Here is a 23,336-nt window from a genome sequence, read left to right as displayed (position 1 = left end):
CCCCAGCCCCCGCTCCCGTTGCTGCGCCAGCGACCCAGTCGGCTCCCGTAACGGCGTCCGCGGCCACGCAAAGTGCAGCGGTGACGGCTCCAACAGCGGCCAGCGGCAGCTATGTGGTTCAGGTCGGCGCAGTGAGCGATCAGGCCCGGGCCAAACAGTATCAACAGCGTCTGAGCCAGCAGTTTGGCGTACCAGGACGCGTTGAGCAGAACGGTGCGGTCTGGCGCATTCAGATGGGGCCGTTTGCCAGCAAATCGCAGGCAGCCTCCCTGCAGCAGCGTCTGCAGAATGAAGCTCAGCTTCAGTCATTTATCGCTGTTGCGAAATAATTAACCGGCGGTATCCGAATTGTCAGTTTGTGTAAAACACATTCACAAACTCATGCTTAAAGTCGGATGCCTGCCTGAATAGCATTTGCTATAGTAAGGCACTTTTTTTAATTCCATCACGGATGTCGTAGTTCTGACCATGAAGACCACTTTTTCTGCTCGTTTTGTGCAGCGCATGGCGCTGACCACGGCCCTTTGCGCGGCTGCGCTCTCTGCAGCTCACGCCGATGACCTGAATATCAAGACCATGATCCCTGGCGTTCCGCAAATCGACGCGGAGTCCTACATCCTGATCGATTACAACTCTGGCAAAGTGCTGGCAGAACAGAATGCCGATGCCCGCCGTGACCCGGCCAGCCTGACCAAAATGATGACCAGCTACGTTATCGGCCAGGCGATGAAGGCAGGTAAATTCAAAGAAACGGATCTGGTCACCATCGGTAACGATGCGTGGGCGACCGGGAACCCGGTCTTTAAAGGTTCCTCTCTGATGTTCCTGAAACCGGGTATGCAGGTTCCTGTTTCCCAGCTGATTCGCGGTATCAACCTGCAGTCAGGTAACGATGCCTGCGTGGCGATGGCCGATTTCGCCGCCGGTAGCCAGGATGCCTTCGTGGGCCTGATGAACAGCTACGTGAACGCGCTGGGTCTGAAAAACAGCCATTTCCAGACCGTACACGGCCTGGACGCAGACGGTCAGTACAGCTCCGCACGTGATATGGCGCTGATTGGTCAGGCGCTGATCCGCGATGTCCCTAACGAGTACTCTATCTATAAAGAGAAAGAGTTCACCTTCAACGGTATCCGTCAGACCAACCGTAACGGCCTGCTGTGGGATAACAGCCTGAACGTTGACGGCATCAAAACCGGTCACACCGACAAAGCGGGCTACAACCTGGTCGCCTCCGCCACTGAAGGCCAGATGCGTCTGATCTCTGCCGTGATGGGGGGTCGCACCTTTAAAGGCCGTGAAACAGAAAGCAAGAAGCTGCTGACCTGGGGCTTCCGTTTCTTCGAAACCGTGAATCCGCTGAAAGCAGGCAAAGAGTTTGCGTCTGAACCCGTCTGGTTCGGCGACAACGACCGTGCTTCTCTCGGCGTTGATAAAGACCTCTACCTGACCATTCCGCGCGGTCGTATGAAGGATCTGAAAGCCAGCTACGTACTGAACAGCACCGAACTGCACGCCCCGCTGCAGAAAAACCAGGTTGTGGGTACCATCAACTTCCAGCTGGATGGCAAAACGATCGATCAGCGTCCGCTGGTGGTCCTGCAAGAAATTCCTGAAGGCAATTTCTTCGGCAAAATCATTGATTACATTAAATTGATGTTCCACCACTGGTTTGGTTAAAAATTGAACACTTGAAAGTGTGATTTTGATCCCCATATACTAAGTATCCTGATAACTCCCACCTGACGTGGGAGTTATTATTTTTTGACGTTACGCCGGAGCTGACATGAAAACCAAACTTAACGAACTGCTTGAATTCCCTACCCCATTTACCTACAAAGTAATGGGTCTGGCGAAACCTGAGCTGGTTGATCAGGTGGTTGAAGTGGTACAGCGCCATGCGCCGGGTGACTACTCTCCGTCAGTAAAACCAAGCAGCAAGGGCAACTACCACTCGGTTTCTATTACCATCACTGCGACACACATTGAGCAGGTTGAGACGCTGTACGAAGAGCTCGGCAATATCGAAATCGTTCGTATGGTGCTGTAGTCCCTTTGCGGTTACCCGGTTTGCCGGGTAACCCCTCTCCCCGCTGTGATATACTCCCGCATACCTTTTGTCCCTCGTCTTCGGAGACGCAGTTTTGTATCAGGATAAAATTCTGGTCCGTCACCTCGGGCTGCAACCTTACGAGCCTGTCTCCCAGGCTATGCATGACTTCACCGATTCACGCGATGATACAACCCCCGATGAGATCTGGCTGGTCGAACACCTGCCGGTCTTTACGCAGGGTCAGGCGGGAAAAGCAGAACATTTATTAATGACGGGCGACATTCCGGTTATCCAGAGCGATCGCGGCGGTCAGGTCACGTACCATGGACCCGGGCAGCAAGTGATGTACGTCCTGCTCAATCTGAAGCGCAGAAAGCTGGGCGTCCGTGAGCTGGTTACCCTACTGGAACAAACCGTCGTCAACACGCTGGCGGAATATGGTATTGATGCGCATCCGCGTGCCGATGCGCCTGGGGTTTACGTTGGGGAAATGAAGATCTGCTCTCTTGGGCTGCGTATTCGTAAAGGCTGCTCATTCCACGGCCTGGCATTGAATATTAATATGGATCTTGCCCCTTTCCAGCGCATAAACCCCTGCGGCTACGCCGGTATGGAAATGACGCAAGTGCGCCAGTGGGTTGAAACCGCTACGCCAGACACTATTCGCCCCGTGCTTTTGAAGAACGTGTTAGCGCTACTTAACAATCCCCCGCACGAATATATCCCTGCTTAATATATCCTACAACAGGGCTCGCTAATTTGGCGGGCCACCGTTTATTTACCGTTTTTGCACTTTACAATAATCCACAGATTCTATATTTTCGAAGCGCCCGAATATTACCGCTACATATTATTTAGCCTCCAGCAAGCACGGCAAACACGGCATAAGTAACGTGAGCAATTATCACACAAGTGTTTGCTTTTGATAAACAAGTGAAACAAAACCAACACTTTACGAATCTCTACAAGCATAATAAATAAATTCAACTATCATTCATATTGTGAATGTATACGGAGTGAAAGCGTGGAGTATAATAATTTACCAGCCAAACGACTGAATGAACCTGGTGGCGAAGACAAGCCGCAAATTTTTCGGACTTTACGTAATATTGATCTCAATTTACTGACTATTTTTGAGGCAGTATATGTCCATAAGGGTATCGTTAACGCTGCGAAAATTCTTAATCTCACGCCATCAGCAATTAGCCAGTCCATCCAAAAGCTACGCGCTATATTTCCTGACCCGTTATTTATCCGTAAGGGCCAGGGGGTAACGCCGACGGCCTACGCCACGCATCTCCATGAGTACATCAGCCAGGGGCTGGAGTCGATTCTGGGCGCACTGGATTTAACCGGGAGCTACGATAAGCAAAGAACCATCACCATCGGCTGTTCCCCTTCGGTGGGTGTGCTGGTCATGCCTGCGATCTTCCAGGCCGTGAAAGAGCATGCTCCGCAGCTCCTGCTTCGCAATGTGCCTCTCCATGAACCTGACGTTCAGCTTGCCCAGTTCCAGACGGACCTGATTATTGAAAGCGGCAGCTTCAGCGCCAGAGCGCTGGGGCAAAATGTGCTTTATACGGACAACCTGGTACTGGTTTGCCGGCAGCAGCATCCGGTTCTCAGCGAACCGCTGACCCTCGAAAACCTGCGCAACTACGACCACTCGTCTTTTATGACCGAAGGGCAGTCTAACCATGCCCTTCGTCAGCGTATTGATGAAATTTTCCCGGAACGTCAGATCAGCTTCAGCAGTTACAATATGTTCACCACCGCCTCTCTGATCGGCAGCAGCGATATGCTGTGCGTGATGCCATCACGCCTGTATAACTTGCTCCGGAAGTGCTGGCCGCTGGACAGCATTCCCCTCAGTCAGCTTAATGCGGAATCAGTTGAGATTTCACTGCATTACAACAAGCTGAGTTTGCGCGATCCGGTCCTGGAAAACGTCATCCGCATTATCCGTCAGGCCTTCTGACAGGTTGAGCCAGCATAAGCCCCTGTGACAGGCAGGGCAAAAGGCACAAAACAACAACTATTTTACAAATTGGCGATCTGGCAGGCTGCTTTAACGACCGTTTCAATGATATACTGCCTGTCGTTCGTTCAAAAATAGTTGATAAATACAACATTCCCTTGAATTGAAACGCTTTCCTTCGATATTCGCAACTGGAACACGCACGCTATGAGTAAACCCATTGTGATGGAACGCGGTGTTAAATACCGCGATGCCGATAAAATGGCCCTTATCCCGGTTAAAAACGTGGCTACAGAGCGCGAGGCGCTGTTAAGAAAACCGGAATGGATGAAAATCAAACTTCCGGCCGACTCTTCGCGTATCCAGGGGATCAAAGCGGCGATGCGCAAGAATGGCCTTCACTCCGTTTGTGAAGAAGCCTCTTGTCCGAACCTTGCTGAATGTTTCAATCACGGTACCGCGACGTTTATGATTCTGGGTGCGATCTGTACCCGCCGCTGCCCGTTCTGCGATGTTGCTCATGGCCGTCCGGTCGCACCTGATGCTAACGAACCTCAGAAGCTGGCGCAGACTATCGCCGACATGGCGCTGCGCTATGTGGTTATCACGTCCGTTGACCGTGACGATCTGCGCGACGGCGGAGCGCAGCACTTCGCTGACTGTATTACGGCCATTCGCGAGAAAAGCCCAAACATCAAAATCGAGACGCTGGTGCCTGACTTCCGCGGCCGTATGGACCGTGCGCTGGATATCCTGACCGCGACGCCACCGGATGTGTTTAACCACAACCTGGAGAACGTGCCGCGTCTCTATCGTCAGGTGCGCCCGGGCGCTGACTATAACTGGTCTCTGAAACTGCTGGAGCGTTTCAAAGAAGCGCATCCGCATATTCCGACCAAGTCAGGCCTGATGGTGGGTCTGGGTGAAACTAACGATGAAATCATCGAGGTGATGCGCGATCTTCGCCGCCACGGTGTGACCATGCTGACCCTGGGCCAGTATCTGCAGCCAAGCCGTCACCACCTGCCGGTACAGCGCTACGTGAGCCCGGACGAGTTTGATGAAATGAAAGCCGAAGCGATGGCGATGGGCTTCACCCACGCAGCCTGCGGCCCATTCGTTCGCTCCTCATACCATGCCGATATGCAGGCTAAAGGCGAAGAAGTTAAATAAAGCTGTAATATTCATTTACAGTAATACAAAAAAACCGGCCTCATGAGCCGGTTTTTTTTCGCATGCCCTCAGGCGTTGCTGTCACTCTTTGTGAGAAAGCTTATCTGCCGGGACGTCATCCTCAGCGCTTTTCTTCGCGGCTGCATCATCGTCGTTCATCGCTTTCTTAAAGCCTTTGATGGCAGCCCCCAGGTCACCACCCAGCGTGCGTAACTTCTTGGTACCAAACAGCAGGACGACCAGTGCGGCAACCACCAGCAGTTTGGTAATACTAATCTCACCCATAGATACCTTCTTTACTTAAAACAGGCTGCATTCAGCGCCAAAACCTGATTGTATTAACGGTCATTTAGCGCGTGCACACAATAGCAATCTGTAACAAGGTGAATCAAGCATTGTTGAAAAAAACATCACAATAATTGCGGTGGCGCAAACCGACGATTGCGAAGAACAGGTAATTGCTGACGTGCAAGCGCAATTCTGTCTATGTTTATCTCCGCCACCAGCAAATCCGGCGCTTCCGCAGCGGCGGCAATCGTCACACCCAGCGGATCGACCACCCTGCTTTGCCCGATGTTTTTCGTGCCGCACTCTCCTGCAGCAACAACATAGCAGGTGGTATCCAGCGCGCGTGCCGCCAGCAGCGTTGCCCAGTGGTGCTCCTTTAACGGTCCTTTGACCCACGCGGCAGGGAGTACCAGTACGTCCGCCCCTTGCAGCGCCAGATGGAGCGCCAGTTCCGGAAAACGCAGATCATAGCAGGTCATCAACCCAACCTTAACGCCGTCAATCTCCAGAAGCGGTGGGATACTGTCTCCGGGGTCAACGCGCCGCGACTCCTGAATGCTGAAAGCATCATAGAGATGGAGCTTGGCGTAACGTGCAACAATGGCTCCGCCGCGAATCGCCACCAGCGTATTCACTGCACGGCCCGGCGTGGAGGGAACATGGATCGTTAAGATCGTCGTCATCGTATTGCCCATGCTCTGGGCGAGCAGTTGCTGCAAGAACTCGCCGTCCAGCGGCTGCGCAGACTTCACCGATAAATCCGGGTCGTTATCATCCCTGGCCAGCAGCGCCTCAGGAAGCACCAGCAGCGACGCGTCTTTCTGCCGGGCCTGCATCATCAGGTTGACGCATGTTATCGCGTTCGCCTGCCAGTCTGGCGTGACCGCAAATTGCCCTACCGCAACATACATATTTGTCCCCTCATCATAAACGGCGTTAAACTCGCTTCTCTTACACATCAAATAGCAGGTATTTAGCGTGTTACAACTACTTTTAGCCGTTTTTATTGGTGGGGGAACGGGTAGCGTTGCGCGATGGTTTCTGAGTATGCGGTTTAACCCGCTGCATCAGGCGATTCCTATGGGGACACTGGCTGCAAACCTGATTGGTGCCTTTATCATTGGCATGGGGCTGGCCTGGTTTAATCGAATGACACACATTGACCCAATGTGGAAAGTCCTGATTACCACCGGATTCTGCGGCGGATTAACCACCTTTTCGACGTTCTCTGCGGAAGTGGTGTTTCTCTTTCAGGAAGGCCGTATCGGCTGGGCGCTGGCGAATATCGCAATTAACATGCTCGGCTCGTTTGCGATGACGGGGATCGCATTTTGGCTCTTTTCCTCCGCAAGCACGCATTAACAGACGGACCGTTAATGTTGGCTTAATTTTTCTCTGTCACTCTGAGTGCAGTACTGAACGAGGGTGACAGAATGAAACAGAGTCTGATGAGCGCAGGCATGGTGTTGTTGAGCGTGCTGATCGTTGCAAGCTTCCTGAAAATGTATCTGCTTGGCTGATTCAAAACGAAAAAAACCCGCTCAGTGAGCGGGTTTTGAAATTCTTGCTGACGCGTCTGAATTACAGAGCGATTACGTTAGCAGCAGAAGGGCCTTTGGCACCGTTAGTGATTTCGAACTCTACACGCTGACCTTCAGCCAGAGTTTTGAAACCATTAGACTGGATTGCAGAGAAGTGTACGAACACGTCTTTGCTGCCATCTTCAGGAGTAATGAAACCGAATCCTTTGGACTCATTAAACCACTTAACGTTACCTTTAATCTTAGACATCAAAATTACCTTTACATTAAAAAACGACACAAATGCTGTGTCGGTTACCAGTACATCAATTGTGAGACCTTTTGTCCAGCGGATCTTTGATAAAAAGTGACTAAAGTCGCGTTAATTTTCACTGGCCGATTTTTATCGTTTATGAATCAACGCGTGCACGTTTTTTCACCAGACTATGACGTTTTTTCAGTTAAAACTGAAAACGCATCCAGGCGAAGTAAACGTTACCGTTGTTATACGTGCCCGGAATGTAGGTCATCTGGAACGTTGCGGGACCGTAGCCGATAGAAGCCAAAGGCAACAGCACCGGGATCGGAATGTAGTTCCAGTTGTCACGCGCGGTGACCCCCGCGGTATAGCCCAACCCAACATGGAAGTTCTCGTCGGCTAGCGGGCGCCAGGTTTTCTCCCAGCCGTAGCCTCCAATCGGCTCCCATTTATTAAAGGAGTCTTTAAAGGCCATCAGATAGATGCCATGCCAGTTTCCCTTTTCATCCCAGCGCGACTGACCAAAACCAGCGCCCCACGGACGCTCGTTGTATTTATCGGTCTTCTCTTTGTCATATGCAAAACGCGCATGCCACGTTATTGCCGGAACATAGAGATCATAATGTTCCGGCGACGTCCAGGTCTGGGAGACATTATCCGTAAAGGTTGAGAACCATCCTTTATCCGTCGCGTTGCCCTCTGCCTGTGCAACAGAAGAAAACGTTAACTGCCCAAAAATAAACAATAAAATTGAGAAAAATGTATTACGTACGATCACAATGCAATTACCATTCTTAGTATTCGAGGCAAAGTTTACCATAAAATAGTTGAATCGAAGCTTAACGGCATCAGCGTTATTCCTAATTATTCGGCCTTTTTCCGGGAATATTCTTAATAAAACCGGACAGCAAGGTCGAATAAGCACATACAGGGTGGGCCTTTAGCCTGTTTCACCTTCTTTATCAGCAACATGCCGCATTATACAAAATATTAACAATCTGTTATCATTGTAAGGACATATTGCGCTATTTCTGACGGTCAAGACCCGCATGGCATAAATGTATGAGCCATGGCAAAAACACGGTTGTTCTGCTCTCTAGTCGTCTGTTTATTGATTTTAATCAGCAAGAACAGGCCATTTATTCGGCACATTTTCATCCTTCTTTTTTTTATTGATTTTTTGTGCTCCATAGCAGCAGAGATACAGGGGAAATCATGCTTACGTTATTCGAGCTCCTTATTGGAGTCGTCGTCATTGTCGGTGTCGCACGCTACATCATTAAAGGCTACTCGGCCACGGGCGTATTATTTGTTGGCGGTTTAACGCTGCTGATTATCAGCGCACTGATGGGGCATCAGGTGTTGCCTGCCAGCGCAACCAGCACCGGTTACACCGCCACCGATATTGTGGAATATATTAAAATATTGCTCATGAGCCGCGGCGGTGACCTGGGCATGATGATCATGATGCTGTGCGGTTTTGCGGCCTACATGACTCATATCGGCGCCAACGACATGGTCGTTAAGCTTGCCTCCAAACCCCTACAATACATCAACTCGCCGTATCTGCTGATGGTCGCCGCCTATTTCCTCGCCTGCCTGATGTCACTGGCCGTTTCGTCGGCTACCGGACTTGGCGTACTGCTGATGGCCACGCTGTTCCCGGTCATGGTGAACGTTGGTATCAGCCGCGGCGCGGCAGCAGCCATTTGCGCGTCTCCGGCTGCGATTATTCTCTCTCCGACCTCCGGCGACGTCGTGCTGGCGGCAAAGGCTGCGGAGATGTCGCTCATCGACTTCGCCTTTAAAACCACGCTGCCGATCTCAATCGTTGCCATAGTGGGCATGGGTATCGCGCATTTCTTCTGGCAGCGCTATCTCGATAAGAAAGAAAACATCAGCCATGAAATGATGGACGTGAGTGAAATCACCACCACCGCTCCCGCGTTTTATGCCATTCTGCCCTTCACGCCGATTATTGGGGTGCTGATTTTTGACGGCAAATGGGGCCCGCAGCTGCACATTATCACCATTCTGGTTATCTGCATGCTGCTGGCTGCCGTGCTGGAATTTGTGCGTGGTTTTAACACGCAAAAGGTGTTCTCGGGTCTGGAGGTTGCCTATCGCGGTATGGCGGATGCCTTCGCTGGCGTGGTGATGCTGCTGGTGGCAGCGGGCGTTTTTGCCCAGGGTCTGAGCACCATCGGCTTTATCCAGAGCCTGATCTCTATCGCCACCTCGTTCGGATCGGCCAGTATTATCCTGATGCTGGTGCTGGTGGTACTCACCATGCTGGCGGCGATGACCACCGGTTCCGGTAATGCGCCTTTCTACGCTTTCGTTGAGATGATCCCGAAACTGGCCCACTCCTCCGGTATTAACCCGGCCTATCTCTCCATTCCCATGCTGCAGGCGTCAAACCTGGGCCGTACCATCTCCCCGGTATCAGGCGTGGTGGTTGCCGTTGCCGGGATGGCAAAAATCTCACCATTCGAAGTGGTAAAACGCACCTCCGTACCCGTTCTGGTTGGGCTGATTATCGTAATTATCGCCACGGAGGTGCTGGTTCCCGGCGCTGCCTAACCTAAATTAGGGATATCCAGAAAGCGCCTGCGGGCGCTTTTTGTGCTTTAATAACCCCCAGAAATTAATCACGCTCATTCGATCAGGAAATCATATGTTCAGGAAGGATATTGTTATCCCGTCTGGCGCAGTCGCGCTTGCACTCTGTGTCTTCTCCACACAGGCAGAACCGCTCAAGGCAACCCAGTATGGCGATTTCGATCGCTATGTGCTGGCTCTGTCCTGGCAAACCGGGTTTTGCCAGAGCATGGTCGAGCGCAACCGCAATGAACCTGACGAATGTCGCCTGCAAAAAGAGCGCGAAAATAAAGCCGATTTTCTGACCGTTCACGGGTTATGGCCCGGCCTGCCGAAATCCATTGCCGCACGCGGGGTAGATGAGCGTCGCTGGATGCGTTTTGGTTGCGCCACGCGCCCCATTCCGAACATGCCGGAAGTGAAGGCCAGCCGCAAATGCGAAGCTGCCGAAACCGGGCTGTCGCTTTCCGCTGCCGCAAAGCTCAACGACGTGATGCCGGGCGCGGGCGGTAACTCCTGCCTGGAGCGTTACGAATACGCTAAACATGGCGTCTGCTTTGGTTTCGATCCCGATGCCTATTTCGGCACGATGGTGCGGATGAATCAGGAAATTAAAAACAGTGCGGTCGGTAAATTCCTTGCCGGTCACTACGGGAAAACCGTCACTCGCAGCGATTTTGACAGTGCCGTGGCCAGGAGCTGGGGCAACGAGAACGTCAAAGCATTCAAGCTGACCTGCAGCGGCAACCCGGCTTATCTGACCGAGATGCAGATTTCGCTGAAGGCAGACACCATTAACAACCCGCTTTCTGCGACCTCATTTGCCCCGCAGCCACATCCGGGTAACTGCGGTAAACAATTTGTAATTGATAAAGCCGGCTACTGATCCACCGTTGGGCGCACCATATCAAACCGGTTTTCATCGCTGATGCCATAGTACGCCGTCGGCCCACCCGCACGCAGGATGGGCTGCGCTTTCGCCGTCTGGTATATCCCCTCTTCCAGCAGCGTTTCGTCAATATGGATACCGACCACTTCCCCCAGCACCAGCCACGTGTCTACCGGCGTACCGTCAGCCCCCGTCAACTGAATGCACTGCGACAGGCGACACTCAAAATTCACCGGGCTTTCTGCAACGCGAGGGGCGTTCACCAGCTGGCTGGCCGCTGGCGTGAGCCCGGCAAAGCTAAATTCATCCCGGTCGTGGGGAAGCATCGCGGAGGTTTGATTCATCGCCTGGGCAAGATCGCGCGTTGCCAGATTCCAGACAAACTCTTTTGTCTCAGTAATATTACGCACGCTGTCCTTCCAGCCGTTGCTGGAAAAGCCGATGATCGGCGGGCGATAGTTAAAGCAGTTAAAGAAGCTGTACGGTGCGAGATTCAGCTGACCGGCCTTATCGCATGAGGAGATCCAGCCTATCGGACGCGGACCAATAATGGCGTTCAGCGGGTCATGCGGCAGGCCGTGCCCCTGAGACGGTTGATAGAAGTACATAATTCTCTCTCGTTGGCGGGCAACGCCCGGATTCAGGACACTCAGCGTAACGTATTCCGCCAGGAATGAAGACTGAATAAATTTCAGCAAAATTCATATGGCCCATGAATGTGACTTTCATCACTTCAAACTTGCGCGCTCAGCCAGTATCATCGGGAGAGTTAAACCCTCGCTGCCAGACGGCGAGGGTTTTCTTTTGGATCAGTTTCTGCGTAAGACGCAGCATTAACGACATGGAGTAAAAAATGTCCAGACCTACCATTATCATCAATGAGCTCGACGCAGAACGTATCGACAGGCTGCTGGAAAAAGCGGAGTTCGCCTCGCTCCCCGTGGCCGACGCCCTGAATGAGGAGCTCGACCGGGCACAGATGTGCACGCCTGAGACGATGCCGCATAACGTGGTCACCATGAACAGCCAGGTGAAATTCCGCAACCTGACCACCGGTGAAGAGTTGACCCGTACGCTGGTTTACCCCGCTCAGATGACCGACAGCAGCGCACAGCTTTCTGTTCTGGCCCCTGTGGGTGCCGCACTGCTGGGGCTGCGTACGGGGGATACGATCCACTGGGAATTGCCGGGCGGTGCCTCGACCCATCTGGAAGTGCTAGAGCTGCTCTACCAGCCAGAAGCCGCGGGCGATTACCTGCGTTAATCCCTTCTGAATAAGCGCCTACCCGCTTTGCACAGAGGATGCAGCCGCATCCTCTTTCCGCAAATTCACCCGATTTTCCTATACCGCGCAAAATGGCCTTAATCCACGCTTAATCTGTTTTGGTGCCGCGGGGACGGTCATGAGTGAGATAGGCGTTATCACACTTATCTTTCTGATTTTTGTGGCGATTATCGTCACGGCCGTGCTCTATCTTGAACGCCACTGGTAAGCGAACATTCTCAGGCCACCCCACCCGGGAAGGCGTTCACCAGGCCCTTAACGGTCTGCTCTGCGGCTTCGGGGGTGTCTGCCCCCGGGACCAGAATCACCTTCCGGCACTCCTCCTCCCGTTTTTCGAAAATCTTATAGGCGCGCTCCGCATCCGCAAGGGGAAGATAGTGGGTCACGATCTCTTCCGGCGTAAGCAGCCCTTTTTCGATCAGCGGTAACAGTTCCCCCAGCCAGGCATGGACGTGCGTCTGACCCATCTTAAACGTCAGCCCCTTATCAAAGGCATCGCCAAACAGGAAGCCATGGATAAACCCTGCGTATACGCCGGGTACGCTGACCACCCCGCCTCGCCGCACGGCAGCAATGCACTGACGCAACGCTTTGCCGCTGCTGCCTTCAATTTTAAGATTGCTGAGGATCGTTTCCGTGGTGCTGCCTTTCGCTTCAAACCCGACCGCATCAATCACAGCGTCAACGCCGCGCTGGCCCGCGGTCTGCTCGATGATTTTTTCCGCGGCGTCGTTGTCATCATCGAAGTTGATGGGAATTGCGCCGTATCGTGCCTCGGCAAATCGCAACCGGTATGGATGGTGATCGATGACAAAGATCTGCTCAGCCCCCAGCAGCCGCGCACAGGCAATGGTCAGTAGCCCCACCGGCCCGGCACCGAAAACGGCTACGCTTGAGCCTTTTTCAATTTGTGCATTTTTTGCCGCCTGCCAGGCCGTGGGCAAAATGTCGGAAAGGAAAAGCGCTTTATCATCAGAAAGAAGCTGCGGGACTTTAAACGGCCCGACGTTCCCCTTTGGCACGCGAACGTATTCCGCCTGTCCCCCCGGCACACCGCCGTAGAGGTGGCTATAGCCAAACAGCGCGGCCGGCGCGGGGATTTGCTTTTTGTTCAGTGCAGCACCCTGCCCGGCGTTGGTATTCTCACAGGCCGCGTATTGCTGCAGACGACAGAAGAAACAGTCTCCGCAGGCGATGACAAAAGGGATCACCACGCGATCGCCTTTTTGTAAATTCTTTACCTCTGAACCGCACTCCACGATTTCCCCCATAAACTCATGGCCAAAAATATCGCCGTGCTGCACCTTCGGGATCTTTCCGCGGTAGAGATGCAAATCGGAGCCGCAGATAGCCGTGGCCGTGACGCGCAGAATAATATCGTCGGGCTGTTCGATGATGGGGTCGGGGACATTCTCGACGCGAACATGGTGTGGACCGTGATACGTAAGTGCTTTCATGCGACCTCCGAAAGGTTCCAGGTAAGTGTATAAGGGTAGCTACCCCTGAAGGTCTGCCCGTGAATACGGTTCTTTTGAGATTTATCCTGGCAAGATAAGAAAACTGACGGGGCGCTTACAGAAACCATGACTATTTTGTGGTTGAATGAGTACAGCGTTTATAAACAAGGAGAAACGGGTATGTATCAGAGAATCATTATGCCGGTTGATGTTTTTGAGATGGAGTTGAGCGACAAGGCCGTACGCCACGCGGAGTTCCTGGCGCAGCAGGACGGGGTCATCCATCTGTTGCACGTGCTCCCGGGCTCCGCCAGCCTGAGCCTGCACCGCTTTGCTGCCGATGTGCGCCGCTTCGAAGAGCATCTGCAGCACGAGGCGGAAACGCGCCTGCAAACCATGGTCAGCCACTTCAGCATCGACCCTTCACGGATCAAAACGCACGTCAGATTCGGCAGCGTACGTGATGCGGTAAATGAACTGGCGAACGAGCTGAAAGCAGACGTGGTAGTCATCGGTTCGCGCAACCCTTCCATTACCACGCATCTGCTGGGATCTAACGCCTCCAGCGTGATCCGCCACACGCATATACCGGTGATGGTCGTCAGATAAAAAAAGAGGCCACCTTTCGGTGGCCTCTCGCTATTGCAGGTGTAGCCTTACTTTCTTTTCTTATGCGGTTTTGGTGCGGATCAGGTAGTCAAACGCGCTCAGAGACGCCTTCGCCCCTTCACCCGTGGCGATAATGATCTGTTTGTACGGCACGGTGGTGCAGTCGCCCGCCGCAAACACGCCCTTCACGCTGGTTTCACACTTCGCATCAATAATGATTTCGCCCATGCGGTTGCGCTCAATCGCGCCTTCCAGCCAGGTGGTGTTTGGCAGCAGACCAATCTGCACGAAGATCCCTGAAAGCTGCACGCTGTGCACGTCGCCACTCACGCGGTCGCGGTATTCCAGACCGGTCACCTTGCTGCCGTCGCCCTTCACTTCCGTGGTCTGCGCGTTCAGTATGATGTCGACGTTTTTCAGGCTGCGAACTTTGTCCTGCAGCACCTGGTCGGCTTTCATTTCTGGCGCGAACTCCAGCAGGGTGACGTGTTCAACAATCCCCGCCAGGTCGATAGCCGCTTCCACGCCGGAGTTTCCGCCGCCGATCACCGCCACGCGCTTGCCTTTGAACAGCGGGCCGTCGCAGTGCGGGCAGTAGGTCACGCCTTTGGTGCGATACTGATCTTCACCCGGGACGTTCATGTTGCGCCATTTCGCACCGGTGGCAATGATGATGCTGCGTGCTTTCAGCACCGCGCCGGAGGCGGTTTCAATCTGGTGTAACCCCCCCTCAACCGCAGCAGGTACCAGCTTGCTGGCGCTCTGGCTGTCGATCACGTCTACGTCGTAATCGCTGACGTGCGCCTTCAGCGCGCCGGCCAGCTTCTGGCCTTCGGTTTTCGGCACGGAGATATAGTTTTCAATGTCCACGGTATCCAGTACCTGGCCACCGAAGCGCTCGCCCATCAGGCCAGTGCGGATCCCTTTACGCGCGGAGTACACTGCCGCCGCCGCGCCCGCCGGACCGGAACCGACAATCAGCACGTCATAGGCATCACGTTTGTTCAGCGCTTCTGCGGCACGTTTTTCGGCACCGGTATCCACTTTGGCGACGATTTCCGTCAGCGTCATACGACCCTGACCGAATTCCTGACCGTTCAGATACACCGCCGGAACGCCCATCACGTTGCGATCGGTGATTTCATTCTGGAAGGTACCGCCGTCAATTGCCGTGTGCTTGATGCGCGGGTTGAGGACCGACATCAGGTTCAGCGCCTGCACCACGTCCGGGCAGTTGTGGCAGGAGAGCGAGTAATAGGTTTCAAACTCAAAATCACCGTCGATATCGCGGATCTGCTCCAGCAGCGCCTGCGCCTCTTTCGACGGATGACCGCCGGTCCACAGCAGCGCCAGCACCAGCGAGGTAAATTCATGCCCCAGCGGTGAGCCGGCAAAACGCGGCCCCAGCACAGAGCCTGGGTTAGTAATCAGGAAAGAAGGCTTACGGACGTTAAGCGAGTTATCTTCTTTGAAGGTCACTTTTGGCGACAGTTCGGCGATCTCAGCCAGCAGTTCTTTGATCTCTGCCGATTTCGCGCTGTCGTCCAGCGTGGCAATCAGCTCAACGGGTTTAGTCAGTTTCTCAAGGTAGGCCTTGAGCTGGGTTTTCATATTGGTGTCGAGCATTGTTCTTCCCTCTCTTAAGACGTCATCATGCAAGCTGCCTTATGCGGGCGGCCTGAATGCAACTTGCATCATGGTGCTGGAATAACATGGGCGCGGGTGCGCCCATTGATTGCCGGGTGGCACTTCGTTTACCCGGCCTACGATACTGTAGGCCTGTGCAAGCGTAGCGCCGCCAGGCTTTACAGACTTAGATCTTGCCGACCAGGTCCAGGGATGGCGCCAGCGTTGCTTCGCCTTCTTTCCATTTAGCCGGGCACACTTCACCTGGGTGAGAAGCGACATACTGCGCTGCTTTCACTTTACGCAGCAGGTCAGACGCATCACGGCCGATACCTTCAGCGGTAACTTCGATAGCCTGGATAATGCCCTGCGGGTCAACGACGAAGGTCGCGCGGTCTGCCAGGCCTTCATCTTCACGCATGTTGTCGAAGTTACGGGTCAGGGCGCCAGTCGGGTCACCGATCATCGCGTATTTGATTTTGGCGATGGTTTCAGAGCTGCTGTGCCACGCTTTGTGGGTGAAGTGGGTATCGGTAGACACAGAGTAAACGTCTACGCCCAGCTTCTGCAGTTCGTCGTAATGGTCAGCCACGTCGCCCAGTTCGGTCGGGCAAACGAAGGTGAAGTCAGCCGGATAGAAGAAGAAGACGCTCCAGCGACCTTCGGTATCTTTCTCGGTTACTTCGATGAACTCACCGTTTTTGAACGCCTGGTTTTTGAAAGGTTTAATTTTAGTGTTAATCAAAGACATCTGTACTTCCTCCGTGTTTTCGTTGAGATGTAAGGTAACCAACTTTATCCATCGGGGCTAATGCGTATGCTTTATCAAATCAATCAGCCAAACCTTACAACACCAACAAGACAACGTTGTGAACTGAATTAACGGAAAGCCTGAACGTAAAAAGGCCGCCCTGGTGGGCGGCCCTGATACCTGAACTTTCCACAGGAACTTTCAGTGCCAGCCGGTGCTGGCGTTGCGTTGCGCTCTACATACCTTATATCAGGCCGTAACAGCGGTTTGATTACAGCACCGGTTTTCAGTTTGGGCAATCCGTCACGCCGGCATTCCGCCCTATGGCTGCGATAGGTTTTACCGAATAACGCCCGCGTCTGCCCGACATAACGAGAGAATTAATAATGAGAATGGATTGCAATAAGTGGTCAGACTGGTAGCCGGCGCTAAAGTGGCAATAATGCGTCACAGCAAATGTATAACCGGGAGTGCTTATTTGAGAACAACGCCGCACGTTTTAAAGATAAAAATATCTTAATAACGGCTGAAGTTCTATTTCAATAATCCAGCCTCGTGATATATTAAGCTTGAATTCAAAATATAATAAGCAGGTTAATCACAAGGATTGTAAATGATTAACTTCGAACTATAGTTATCAGTTATGAGATGACAACAACACACTCAGGATGATCCATGGCAAATCTTTATGACCTTAAAAAATTCGATCTCAATCTGTTAGTCATTTTTGAGTGCATTTATCAGCACCTCAGCATTAGCAAGGCAGCGGAAACACTTTATATCACGCCCTCTGCGGTGAGCCAGTCTCTGCAACGCCTGCGTACGCAGCTGAATGACCCGCTTTTTATTCGTTCGGGTAAAGGCATCACCCCGACGACCGTGGGGATCAACCTGCATCATCATCTGGAAGAAAACCTTAATCATATTGAACAGACCATCAATATCCTGAATAACGCGCAGATCAAAAAGAGCTTTGTCATCTACTGCCCGCAGATTCTGGTCCAGGGGCGATTGGGCGACCTGCTAAGGTCTCTGCTTGCGGACGGAAATTACGAGATAGAACATAATGATGTGGTCTTATCGCCTGAGTCGGCCGAGGATCTGCTCGCCTACCGCAAGGCCGATCTGGTGTTTAGTTTTGCGCCGGTTAACAGCCGCTCTATCGTCTGTACCCGCTTTATCCAGTTTTCGGCACAGCTGGTCTGCTGCAAAGAGCACCCCCGCCTTGGCGATAGCGCAACGCTTGAGGAGCTCTGCCAGGAAAAATTCACGCTGATGCGCAGCCAGGAGAACGGCATAAAGGACTTCCAGCAGCAATCGAACGTTCTCCTTCCGGAACGGAATTTCTGCTTCCGCAGCGACTCGCTGATTTCGATTATGAATATTATTGGCATGAGTGATTTAGTCGGTTTTGTTCCAACCGCAATGTTTGAGCGATATAAAGACATTCTCAACCTGAAGCGCGTCGCCTTGCCTTTCACGGTTCCGAAATTAGATATTTTTATGCTATATAATCGTTCAGCGTTAAACAGCAGCGTGTTTTCGCAATTCATTGAAAAAATCGAAGCGGAATAATTACCGACATTGCCCGAATACTTTTTAATTACATTTGGGCAACAATCCAGGCATGGATAAATCGCATTATTCCGGTTTCGCTTTAATATCTTTACTATTCATGTTTAATTAGCGTAAATAAAAGCCCCCGACAGTCATCCTCAGGAAGAGATTGCACATGTCACTGTATAAACATCCCCTGCAGCTTAACGTGCTGGAGGCCGCGCAGGCGCGCATCGACTGGACGTTCGACACTTTTTCCCGCATCTGCGTCTCCTTTTCCGGCGGCAAAGACTCCACCGTCATGCTGCATCTCACCGCGCAAATGGCCCGGGCGCAAAAGCGAAAAATCAGCGTGCTATTTATTGACTGGGAGGCGCAGTTCTCCTGCACCATTGAGCACGTTAATGCGCTACGCGAATGCTACCGGGACGTCATCGAGCACTTTTACTGGGTGGCGCTTCCGCTGACCACGCAAAATTCGCTCTCACAGTATCAGCCGGAATGGCAGTGCTGGGCGCCGGGCGTGCGCTGGGTGCGCCAGCCGCCGGAAGACGCCATCACCGCTGCCGATTATTTTGATTTTTACCAGGCGGGAATGACCTTTGAAGCGTTTGTCCGCTCGTTTTCCGACTGGTTTGCCCTGCACCGGCCAGCAGCCATGCTGGTAGGCATCCGCGCCGATGAATCCTACAACCGGTTTTTGACCATTGCCAACAACCGCAAGCAGCGCTTCGCGGACGATAAGCCCTGGACAACCACCGCCCCCGGCGGGCACGCGTGGTACGTCTATCCTCTCTACGACTGGAAAACCGCAGACATCTGGACATGGTTTGCAAAATCCGGGTGCAGCTATAACCCGCTCTACAACCTCATGTTTCAGGCGGGCGTCCCGCCGCGCTATATGCGCATCTGCGAACCCTTCGGCCCGGAACAGCGCCAGGGGCTCTGGCTCTATCACGTTCTCGAGCCCGAGCGCTGGGCCGCGATGTGCGAGCGCGTCAGCGGCGTGCGCAGCGGCGGTATCTACGCCGGGCAGGACAACCATTTTTACGGCCACCGCAAAATCCTCAAACCCGGGCACCTCGGCTGGCGCGACTACGCCATGCTCCTGCTGGACAGCATGCCGCAAAACACGGCTGAGCATTACCGCAATAAAATCGCGATCTATCTGCACTGGTATCAAAAGAGAGGCATGCCGGATATTCCCGAGACGCAGGAGGGCGATATCGGCGCCAAAGACATCCCCTCATGGCGCCGTATTTGTAAGGTTTTACTTAATAATGACTACTGGTGCAGGGCGCTGTCGTTCAGCCCAAATAAACCCAAACATTATCAGCGCTACAGCGACAGAGTGAAGGCGAAACGCAAGGAGTGGGGCATTTTATGCGACAAAGAATAATTACCGAGATCGAAACGTACCTGCAGTCACTTTCCGAAGAGGATCGGATTAACGCCATCAATGCCTTTCGTGAAGCGATCCATCGACACAGTCCTTTCCGTGAGCAACCGATAGACTGCGTGCTCTGGATCAAACAGGACGCGATTATCGCTAACGACTACAACCCCAATAACGTTGCCCCTCCAGAAAAACGGCTGCTCACCAGGTCGCTGGAACTCGATGGATTCACCCAACCTCTTGTCGTAACGGAAAGTGAACCGCAACATTACGAAATTGTGGATGGTTTCCATCGCCATGAAATCGGCAAAAATCGGGCGGCGTTAAAGCGCCAGCTCAAGGGATATCTCCCCGTCACCTGCCTGCGCCAGGACCGACAGGAAAAGCATGACCGTATGGCCGCCACGATCCGTCACAACCGGGCGCGGGGTCGGCACCAGATTAACGCCATGTCAGAGATCGTGCGCGAACTGGCACAGCTCGGCTGGAATGATGAGCGAATAGGCAAAGAGCTCGGAATGGACAGCGACGAGGTGCTGCGCCTCAAGCAAATCAACGGTCTGCTGGCGCTGTTTGCAGACCGTCGCTATTCCGAAGCCTGGACGGTGAAATAATCAGAGCGTGTTCAAACGCTCTGCCGCCGCCAGCAGCGTCGATTCCTGCTTGGCAAAGCAAAGACGGATCAGCTTGTGTGGGAAGGGATCGGCGCAGAATACCGACAGCGGAATGGCGGCCACTCCCACCTCTTTTGTCAACCACTGGCAAAAGCTGACGTCATCCAGATCGGAAATCGCACTGTAGTCCGCGAGCAGGAAATAGGTTCCTTCAGACGGCAAAATTTCCAGGCGGCTTTTACTCAGCGCCGTCACGAACAGATCCCGACGTTCACGATAAAAACGCGGCAGCGCGCGATAATGCTCGGGCTCCGCGCGCAGCATATCCGCCAGGGCTAGTTGAGCCGGCGTGTTCACGGCAAAGGTCAGGTACTGATGTACCTTGCGCAGCTCAGCGCTAATGGCGGCCGGTGCGACGCAGTAGCCCACTTTCCAGCCGGTCATATGGTAGGTCTTACCGAACGACGAGACGGCGATAGCGCGCTCGCGAAGCTGCGGATGGGCCAGCACGCTGGCGTGTCCCTCTTCTGCAAAGCAGATGTGCTCGTAAACTTCATCGCTCAGCACGTAAATTTCACGTTCAGCAATGGCCTGCCACAGCGCGGCGAAGTCCGTTTTCTTCCACACCGTCGCGGACGGGTTATGCGGGGTATTCAGGATCACCAGACGGGTTTTATCACTCAGCAGCGCAGCAAATGCCTGCCAGTCAGGGCGGAAATGCGGTGGCTGTAACGCCACGCGTTTCACCACGCCGCCGGAAAGTTCAACCGCAGGCGCATAGCTGTCGTAGCTCGGGTCAAAGCAGATCACTTCATCGCCCGCGCGCACCAGCGCGGTGATGGCCGCATACAGCGCTTCGGTCGCCCCTGCCGTCACCGTGATGTCGCTGTTCGCATCGGGCTTATGACCATACAGCTCAGCCGTTTTGTCGGCAATGGCTTCCCGCAGCGCCTGTACGCCCGTCATTGGCGCATACTGATTCGCCCCCTGCGCAACGTGATACGCTAAACGCGCCTGCAGATAAGCTGGGCCGTCGAAATCCGGGAACCCCTGAGAAAGGTTAATGGCGTTGTGCTGCTGCGCCAGAGCGCTCATCTGCGTAAAGATGGTGGTACCGAGATTGGGAAGTTTACTTTGCGGAATCAAGGCGTTAATGCTCATTGTGTTGTGCCTGCTTGTAATACTTATGTTGCTGCCACTATAACACGATGTTAGTCTTTGGCAATCAAGACGCTTAGACGTCTAAACAATATGAATATTCCTGTCCGAGAGGGTAAAAGGAAAATGACAGACAACCTGCAACTCACGCATCTGGTCGACGCCTGCCGCTGGATCGGTGCCAAAGGCTGGGCGCCCGCCACCGGCGGTAACATGTCGGTGCGTCAGGACGAACATCTCTGCTGGCTTAGCGAATCCGGCAAAGACAAAGGTAGCCTCACAACCGATGACTTTCTGCAGGTGGAGATCGCCACCAACCGCGCGCCGTCCGGTCGTAAACCGTCGGCGGAGACCGGGCTGCACACGCTGATTTATCGTCTGTTCCCTGAGGCCAACGCCGTACTGCACGTTCACACGGTTAACGCCACGGTGCTGTCCCGTCTGGTCAAAGAGGCCGAGCTCAACATCAGCGGCTTTGAGATGCAAAAATCCCTCACCGGACAGACCACGCATCTGGACACGGTGGCTATCCCGGTCTTCGATAACGACCAGGATATTGACGCCCTCGCCTCGCGAATCGCCCATTACGCGCAGGAACGGCCGCTTAATTATGGTTTTCTTCTGCGCGGTCATGGCTTAACCTGCTGGGGACGCGATGTGGCCGAAGCCCGCCGTCATCTGGAAGGACTGGAATTCCTGTTTGAATGTGAAATGCGTTTACGACAACTGGAGAGAGTATGATTCGCGCGATTGTGACGGATATTGAAGGAACCACCAGCGATATTCGTTTTGTCCATGATGTTTTGTTCCCCTACGCGCGTGAGCGGCTGGCGGCCTTCGTGACCGCGCAGCAGTACGCCGAGCCGGTCAAATCCATTCTGGACAACCTGCGTGATGAAATCGCTAACCCACACGCCAGCGTCAGCGAGCTTATCGACGCCCTGTTTGCCTTTATGGATGAAGACCGCAAATCGACCGCGCTCAAAGCGCTGCAGGGGATCATCTGGCACGACGGCTACGTCAACGGCGACTTTACCGGCCATCTCTACCCGGACGTGCTGCCCGCGCTGGAAAAATGGAAAGCGCAAGGGATTGATCTCTATGTTTATTCCTCTGGCTCCGTCGCTGCGCAGAAACTGTTATTTGGCTACAGCGACGAAGGTGATATTACTCATCTGTTCAGCGGCTATTTCGACACCCACATCGGCGCCAAGCGCGAGGTGCAGTCTTATCAGAACATTGCGGCGCAAACGGGCATAGCCCCGTCGCAGATCCTCTTCCTCTCCGATATTCATCAGGAGCTGGACGCGGCTGAACAAGCAGGTTTTCGTACCCTGCAGCTGATTCGCGGTGATGATGACGGCGCAAGCCACCACCATCAGGTCCACCAGTTTGACGAGATTAACCCGGAGCAGATCCCTTCATGAGCGCATTGACCATTTATTCCGACAAAGACGCCAGTCAACACCAGTGGCACAGCACCGACGCCGCCGAGATTGCCCAACAGCTCAACGCAAAAGGCGTGCGGTTTGAACGCTGGGCGGCGGATCGCGATTTAGGACACGATCCCGCCCCTGAAGCCGTGATCGCGGCGTATCAACATGCGATCGACAAACTGGTCGCAGAGAAGGGTTACCAGAGCTGGGACGTGATCAGCCTGCGCGCCGACAATCCGCAGAAAGACGCGCTGCGCGCGAAGTTCCTGAATGAACACACCCACGGCGAGGACGAAGTACGCTTTTTCGTAGAAGGCGCGGGCTTGTTCTGCCTGCACATTGGCGATGAGGTGTATCAGGTGCTGTGCGAGAAAAACGACCTGATCTCCGTGCCCGCGGGCACGCCGCACTGGTTTGATATGGGCTCAGAGCCGAACTTTACGGCGATTCGTATTTTCGATAATCCGGAAGGCTGGGTGGCCCAGTTTACCGGTAACGCCATTGCGGATGCGTATCCGCGCCTCGCTTAGGTGAAAGCAAAACGGCAGCTAGAGCTGCCGTTTTTAGTGTTTGCTCCCTCTCCCTGTGGGTGTACAGTCCGGGGACATAGTGAACACTTGTTCGGGGACATGGTAGACACTTACAACTAAGGCATAAGAACCCGTTTATGGAGTCGCTTATGCCCT

27 protein-coding genes are annotated in these 23,336 nt (G+C 53.5%); 18 read left to right on the top strand and 9 right to left on the bottom strand.

Features of this window, described 5'->3' with window-relative positions:
* The 6 genes from ACMWJS_RS22155 to lipA all read left to right on the top strand — a co-directional run.
* The coding region (locus tag ACMWJS_RS22155) for an SPOR domain-containing protein (protein WP_414747583.1) at window positions 1-329 on the top strand (329 nt) is incomplete at its 5' end.
* Window positions 330-468: 139 nt separating this feature from the next.
* Complete coding sequence (dacA, locus tag ACMWJS_RS22150; protein ID WP_008501035.1) at window positions 469-1,680, top strand: D-alanyl-D-alanine carboxypeptidase DacA; 1,212 nt, start codon at window positions 469-471, stop codon at window positions 1,678-1,680.
* A 106-nt stretch (window positions 1,681-1,786) separates the two neighbouring features.
* Window positions 1,787-2,050 carry a DUF493 family protein YbeD gene (gene ybeD, locus ACMWJS_RS22145; protein WP_003858718.1) on the top strand — a complete coding sequence of 88 codons (264 nt, stop codon included), beginning with the start codon at window positions 1,787-1,789 and terminating at the stop codon, window positions 2,048-2,050.
* Window positions 2,051-2,144: 94 nt separating this feature from the next.
* On the top strand, window positions 2,145-2,786 hold the full coding sequence (gene lipB / locus ACMWJS_RS22140) for a lipoyl(octanoyl) transferase LipB (RefSeq protein ID WP_045909592.1): 642 nt from the start codon (window positions 2,145-2,147) through the stop codon (window positions 2,784-2,786).
* A 291-nt stretch (window positions 2,787-3,077) separates the two neighbouring features.
* Window positions 3,078-4,031: a YbeF family transcriptional regulator gene (locus ACMWJS_RS22135; RefSeq protein ID WP_045909593.1), complete on the top strand. Its 954-nt coding sequence runs from the start codon at window positions 3,078-3,080 to the stop codon at window positions 4,029-4,031.
* A gap of 207 nt (window positions 4,032-4,238) precedes the next feature.
* Window positions 4,239-5,204, top strand: a complete 966-nt coding sequence (gene lipA, locus ACMWJS_RS22130; protein WP_013097595.1) for a lipoyl synthase — start codon at window positions 4,239-4,241, stop codon at window positions 5,202-5,204.
* 81 nt (window positions 5,205-5,285) lie between these two features.
* Here lipA and tatE read toward each other — a convergent pair whose 3' ends face one another.
* Window positions 5,286-5,489: a twin-arginine translocase subunit TatE gene (gene tatE, locus ACMWJS_RS22125; protein WP_023310742.1), complete on the bottom strand. Its 204-nt coding sequence runs from the start codon at window positions 5,487-5,489 to the stop codon at window positions 5,286-5,288.
* 125 nt (window positions 5,490-5,614) lie between these two features.
* Window positions 5,615-6,403 (bottom strand): deaminated glutathione amidase, encoded by a 789-nt coding sequence (locus ACMWJS_RS22120; protein ID WP_414747582.1) that lies wholly within the window; start codon window positions 6,401-6,403, stop codon window positions 5,615-5,617.
* A gap of 67 nt (window positions 6,404-6,470) precedes the next feature.
* On the opposite strand from ACMWJS_RS22120, the gene crcB reads away from it, so the two are divergent.
* Complete coding sequence (gene crcB, locus ACMWJS_RS22115) at window positions 6,471-6,854, top strand: fluoride efflux transporter CrcB (RefSeq protein ID WP_024907010.1); 384 nt, start codon at window positions 6,471-6,473, stop codon at window positions 6,852-6,854.
* A 219-nt stretch (window positions 6,855-7,073) separates the two neighbouring features.
* On the opposite strand, the gene cspE is transcribed toward crcB, so the two are convergent.
* Together cspE and pagP are read right to left on the bottom strand one after the other, a co-directional pair.
* Window positions 7,074-7,283, bottom strand: a complete 210-nt coding sequence (cspE, locus tag ACMWJS_RS22110) for a transcription antiterminator/RNA stability regulator CspE (RefSeq protein WP_002439184.1) — start codon at window positions 7,281-7,283, stop codon at window positions 7,074-7,076.
* A 190-nt stretch (window positions 7,284-7,473) separates the two neighbouring features.
* Complete coding sequence (gene pagP / locus ACMWJS_RS22105; protein ID WP_080347338.1) at window positions 7,474-8,091, bottom strand: lipid IV(A) palmitoyltransferase PagP; 618 nt, start codon at window positions 8,089-8,091, stop codon at window positions 7,474-7,476.
* Window positions 8,092-8,486: 395 nt separating this feature from the next.
* Between pagP and dcuC the strand changes: the two genes are divergently transcribed.
* Both dcuC and rna read left to right on the top strand, forming a co-directional pair.
* Window positions 8,487-9,854 carry an anaerobic C4-dicarboxylate transporter DcuC gene (gene dcuC, locus ACMWJS_RS22100; protein WP_048026951.1) on the top strand — a complete coding sequence of 456 codons (1,368 nt, stop codon included), beginning with the start codon at window positions 8,487-8,489 and terminating at the stop codon, window positions 9,852-9,854.
* Window positions 9,855-9,948: 94 nt separating this feature from the next.
* Window positions 9,949-10,758, top strand: a complete 810-nt coding sequence (gene rna / locus ACMWJS_RS22095; RefSeq protein ID WP_262802246.1) for a ribonuclease I — start codon at window positions 9,949-9,951, stop codon at window positions 10,756-10,758.
* Here rna and ACMWJS_RS22090 read toward each other — a convergent pair.
* Window positions 10,752-11,369: a flavin reductase family protein gene (locus tag ACMWJS_RS22090; RefSeq protein ID WP_045909598.1), complete on the bottom strand. Its 618-nt coding sequence runs from the start codon at window positions 11,367-11,369 to the stop codon at window positions 10,752-10,754. The two genes, rna and ACMWJS_RS22090, sit on opposite strands and share 7 nt — an antisense overlap.
* Window positions 11,370-11,614: 245 nt before the next feature.
* On the opposite strand from ACMWJS_RS22090, the gene rnk reads away from it, so the two are divergent.
* Complete coding sequence (rnk, locus tag ACMWJS_RS22085) at window positions 11,615-12,025, top strand: nucleoside diphosphate kinase regulator (RefSeq protein WP_045261020.1); 411 nt, start codon at window positions 11,615-11,617, stop codon at window positions 12,023-12,025.
* A 139-nt stretch (window positions 12,026-12,164) separates the two neighbouring features.
* Window positions 12,165-12,254: a small membrane protein YldA gene (yldA, locus tag ACMWJS_RS22080; protein WP_008501020.1), complete on the top strand. Its 90-nt coding sequence runs from the start codon at window positions 12,165-12,167 to the stop codon at window positions 12,252-12,254.
* 10 nt (window positions 12,255-12,264) lie between these two features.
* On the opposite strand, the gene ACMWJS_RS22075 is transcribed toward yldA, so the two are convergent.
* Window positions 12,265-13,503 (bottom strand): zinc-dependent alcohol dehydrogenase, encoded by a 1,239-nt coding sequence (locus tag ACMWJS_RS22075; protein ID WP_262821142.1) that lies wholly within the window; start codon window positions 13,501-13,503, stop codon window positions 12,265-12,267.
* Between the two features lie 180 nt (window positions 13,504-13,683).
* Between ACMWJS_RS22075 and uspG the strand changes: the two genes are divergently transcribed.
* Window positions 13,684-14,112, top strand: coding sequence for a universal stress protein UspG (uspG, locus tag ACMWJS_RS22070; RefSeq protein ID WP_023310731.1), 429 nt, complete (start codon window positions 13,684-13,686; stop codon window positions 14,110-14,112).
* Window positions 14,113-14,172: 60 nt separating this feature from the next.
* On the opposite strand, the gene ahpF is transcribed toward uspG, so the two are convergent.
* Together ahpF and ahpC are read right to left on the bottom strand one after the other, a co-directional pair.
* Window positions 14,173-15,738, bottom strand: a complete 1,566-nt coding sequence (gene ahpF, locus ACMWJS_RS22065; protein WP_334755391.1) for an alkyl hydroperoxide reductase subunit F — start codon at window positions 15,736-15,738, stop codon at window positions 14,173-14,175.
* Window positions 15,739-15,925: 187 nt separating this feature from the next.
* The gene (ahpC, locus tag ACMWJS_RS22060) at window positions 15,926-16,489 is read right to left on the bottom strand and encodes an alkyl hydroperoxide reductase subunit C (protein ID WP_008501015.1); all 564 of its coding nucleotides are present in this window, start codon (window positions 16,487-16,489) and stop codon (window positions 15,926-15,928) included.
* 675 nt (window positions 16,490-17,164) lie between these two features.
* Between ahpC and citR the strand changes: the two genes are divergently transcribed.
* From citR to ACMWJS_RS22045, 3 genes are all read left to right on the top strand, one after another.
* Window positions 17,165-18,064, top strand: a complete 900-nt coding sequence (gene citR, locus ACMWJS_RS22055) for a DNA-binding transcriptional repressor CitR (RefSeq protein WP_045909601.1) — start codon at window positions 17,165-17,167, stop codon at window positions 18,062-18,064.
* A 157-nt stretch (window positions 18,065-18,221) separates the two neighbouring features.
* Window positions 18,222-19,445: a phosphoadenosine phosphosulfate reductase gene (locus tag ACMWJS_RS22050; protein WP_334755394.1), complete on the top strand. Its 1,224-nt coding sequence runs from the start codon at window positions 18,222-18,224 to the stop codon at window positions 19,443-19,445.
* Window positions 19,430-20,056, top strand: coding sequence for an IbrB-like domain-containing protein (locus tag ACMWJS_RS22045; protein WP_045909603.1), 627 nt, complete (start codon window positions 19,430-19,432; stop codon window positions 20,054-20,056). Before ACMWJS_RS22050 ends, ACMWJS_RS22045 begins: the two co-directional genes overlap by 16 nt.
* On the opposite strand, the gene ACMWJS_RS22040 is transcribed toward ACMWJS_RS22045, so the two are convergent.
* Complete coding sequence (locus ACMWJS_RS22040) at window positions 20,057-21,217, bottom strand: pyridoxal phosphate-dependent aminotransferase (RefSeq protein ID WP_414747581.1); 1,161 nt, start codon at window positions 21,215-21,217, stop codon at window positions 20,057-20,059.
* Window positions 21,218-21,340: 123 nt separating this feature from the next.
* Here ACMWJS_RS22040 and ACMWJS_RS22035 point away from each other — a divergent pair, with 123 nt between their 5' ends.
* The 3 genes from ACMWJS_RS22035 to ACMWJS_RS22025 are packed head-to-tail and all read left to right on the top strand — an operon-like array spanning window position 21,341 to window position 23,180.
* On the top strand, window positions 21,341-21,955 hold the full coding sequence (locus ACMWJS_RS22035) for a methylthioribulose 1-phosphate dehydratase (RefSeq protein ID WP_023618408.1): 615 nt from the start codon (window positions 21,341-21,343) through the stop codon (window positions 21,953-21,955).
* Window positions 21,952-22,641 (top strand): acireductone synthase, encoded by a 690-nt coding sequence (gene mtnC / locus ACMWJS_RS22030; RefSeq protein ID WP_008501009.1) that lies wholly within the window; start codon window positions 21,952-21,954, stop codon window positions 22,639-22,641. Before ACMWJS_RS22035 ends, mtnC begins: the two co-directional genes overlap by 4 nt.
* Window positions 22,638-23,180 (top strand): 1,2-dihydroxy-3-keto-5-methylthiopentene dioxygenase, encoded by a 543-nt coding sequence (locus ACMWJS_RS22025; protein ID WP_045909605.1) that lies wholly within the window; start codon window positions 22,638-22,640, stop codon window positions 23,178-23,180. Before mtnC ends, ACMWJS_RS22025 begins: the two co-directional genes overlap by 4 nt.
* Window positions 23,181-23,336: the final 156 nt, after the last annotated feature.

Source organism: Enterobacter sp. HK-058-C-ECC (assembly GCF_047531125.1).
GTDB lineage: Bacteria > Pseudomonadota > Gammaproteobacteria > Enterobacterales > Enterobacteriaceae > Enterobacter > Enterobacter quasiroggenkampii.
This window is presented reverse-complemented; position numbering and strand designations above follow the sequence as displayed.

Excerpts from the sequence above, each read along its gene's own strand:
- dacA (WP_008501035.1), top strand. The coding sequence starts at position 469 with ATGAAGACCACTTTTTCTGCTCGTTTTGTGCAGCGCATGGCGCTGACC.
- ybeD (WP_003858718.1), top strand. The coding sequence starts at position 1,787 with ATGAAAACCAAACTTAACGAACTGCTTGAATTCCCTACCCCATTTACC.
- lipA (WP_013097595.1), top strand. The coding sequence starts at position 4,239 with ATGAGTAAACCCATTGTGATGGAACGCGGTGTTAAATACCGCGATGCC.
- tatE (WP_023310742.1), bottom strand. The coding sequence starts at position 5,489 with ATGGGTGAGATTAGTATTACCAAACTGCTGGTGGTTGCCGCACTGGTC.
- ACMWJS_RS22120 (WP_414747582.1), bottom strand. The coding sequence starts at position 6,403 with ATGTATGTTGCGGTAGGGCAATTTGCGGTCACGCCAGACTGGCAGGCG.
- cspE (WP_002439184.1), bottom strand. The coding sequence starts at position 7,283 with ATGTCTAAGATTAAAGGTAACGTTAAGTGGTTTAATGAGTCCAAAGGA.
- pagP (WP_080347338.1), bottom strand. The coding sequence starts at position 8,091 with ATGGTAAACTTTGCCTCGAATACTAAGAATGGTAATTGCATTGTGATC.
- dcuC (WP_048026951.1), top strand. The coding sequence starts at position 8,487 with ATGCTTACGTTATTCGAGCTCCTTATTGGAGTCGTCGTCATTGTCGGT.
- rna (WP_262802246.1), top strand. The coding sequence starts at position 9,949 with ATGTTCAGGAAGGATATTGTTATCCCGTCTGGCGCAGTCGCGCTTGCA.
- ACMWJS_RS22090 (WP_045909598.1), bottom strand. The coding sequence starts at position 11,369 with ATGTACTTCTATCAACCGTCTCAGGGGCACGGCCTGCCGCATGACCCG.
- rnk (WP_045261020.1), top strand. The coding sequence starts at position 11,615 with ATGTCCAGACCTACCATTATCATCAATGAGCTCGACGCAGAACGTATC.
- yldA (WP_008501020.1), top strand. The coding sequence starts at position 12,165 with ATGAGTGAGATAGGCGTTATCACACTTATCTTTCTGATTTTTGTGGCG.
- ACMWJS_RS22075 (WP_262821142.1), bottom strand. The coding sequence starts at position 13,503 with ATGAAAGCACTTACGTATCACGGTCCACACCATGTTCGCGTCGAGAAT.
- uspG (WP_023310731.1), top strand. The coding sequence starts at position 13,684 with ATGTATCAGAGAATCATTATGCCGGTTGATGTTTTTGAGATGGAGTTG.
- ahpF (WP_334755391.1), bottom strand. The coding sequence starts at position 15,738 with ATGCTCGACACCAATATGAAAACCCAGCTCAAGGCCTACCTTGAGAAA.
- ahpC (WP_008501015.1), bottom strand. The coding sequence starts at position 16,489 with ATGTCTTTGATTAACACTAAAATTAAACCTTTCAAAAACCAGGCGTTC.
- citR (WP_045909601.1), top strand. The coding sequence starts at position 17,165 with ATGGCAAATCTTTATGACCTTAAAAAATTCGATCTCAATCTGTTAGTC.
- ACMWJS_RS22050 (WP_334755394.1), top strand. The coding sequence starts at position 18,222 with ATGTCACTGTATAAACATCCCCTGCAGCTTAACGTGCTGGAGGCCGCG.
- ACMWJS_RS22045 (WP_045909603.1), top strand. The coding sequence starts at position 19,430 with ATGCGACAAAGAATAATTACCGAGATCGAAACGTACCTGCAGTCACTT.
- ACMWJS_RS22040 (WP_414747581.1), bottom strand. The coding sequence starts at position 21,217 with ATGAGCATTAACGCCTTGATTCCGCAAAGTAAACTTCCCAATCTCGGT.
- ACMWJS_RS22035 (WP_023618408.1), top strand. The coding sequence starts at position 21,341 with ATGACAGACAACCTGCAACTCACGCATCTGGTCGACGCCTGCCGCTGG.
- mtnC (WP_008501009.1), top strand. The coding sequence starts at position 21,952 with ATGATTCGCGCGATTGTGACGGATATTGAAGGAACCACCAGCGATATT.
- ACMWJS_RS22025 (WP_045909605.1), top strand. The coding sequence starts at position 22,638 with ATGAGCGCATTGACCATTTATTCCGACAAAGACGCCAGTCAACACCAG.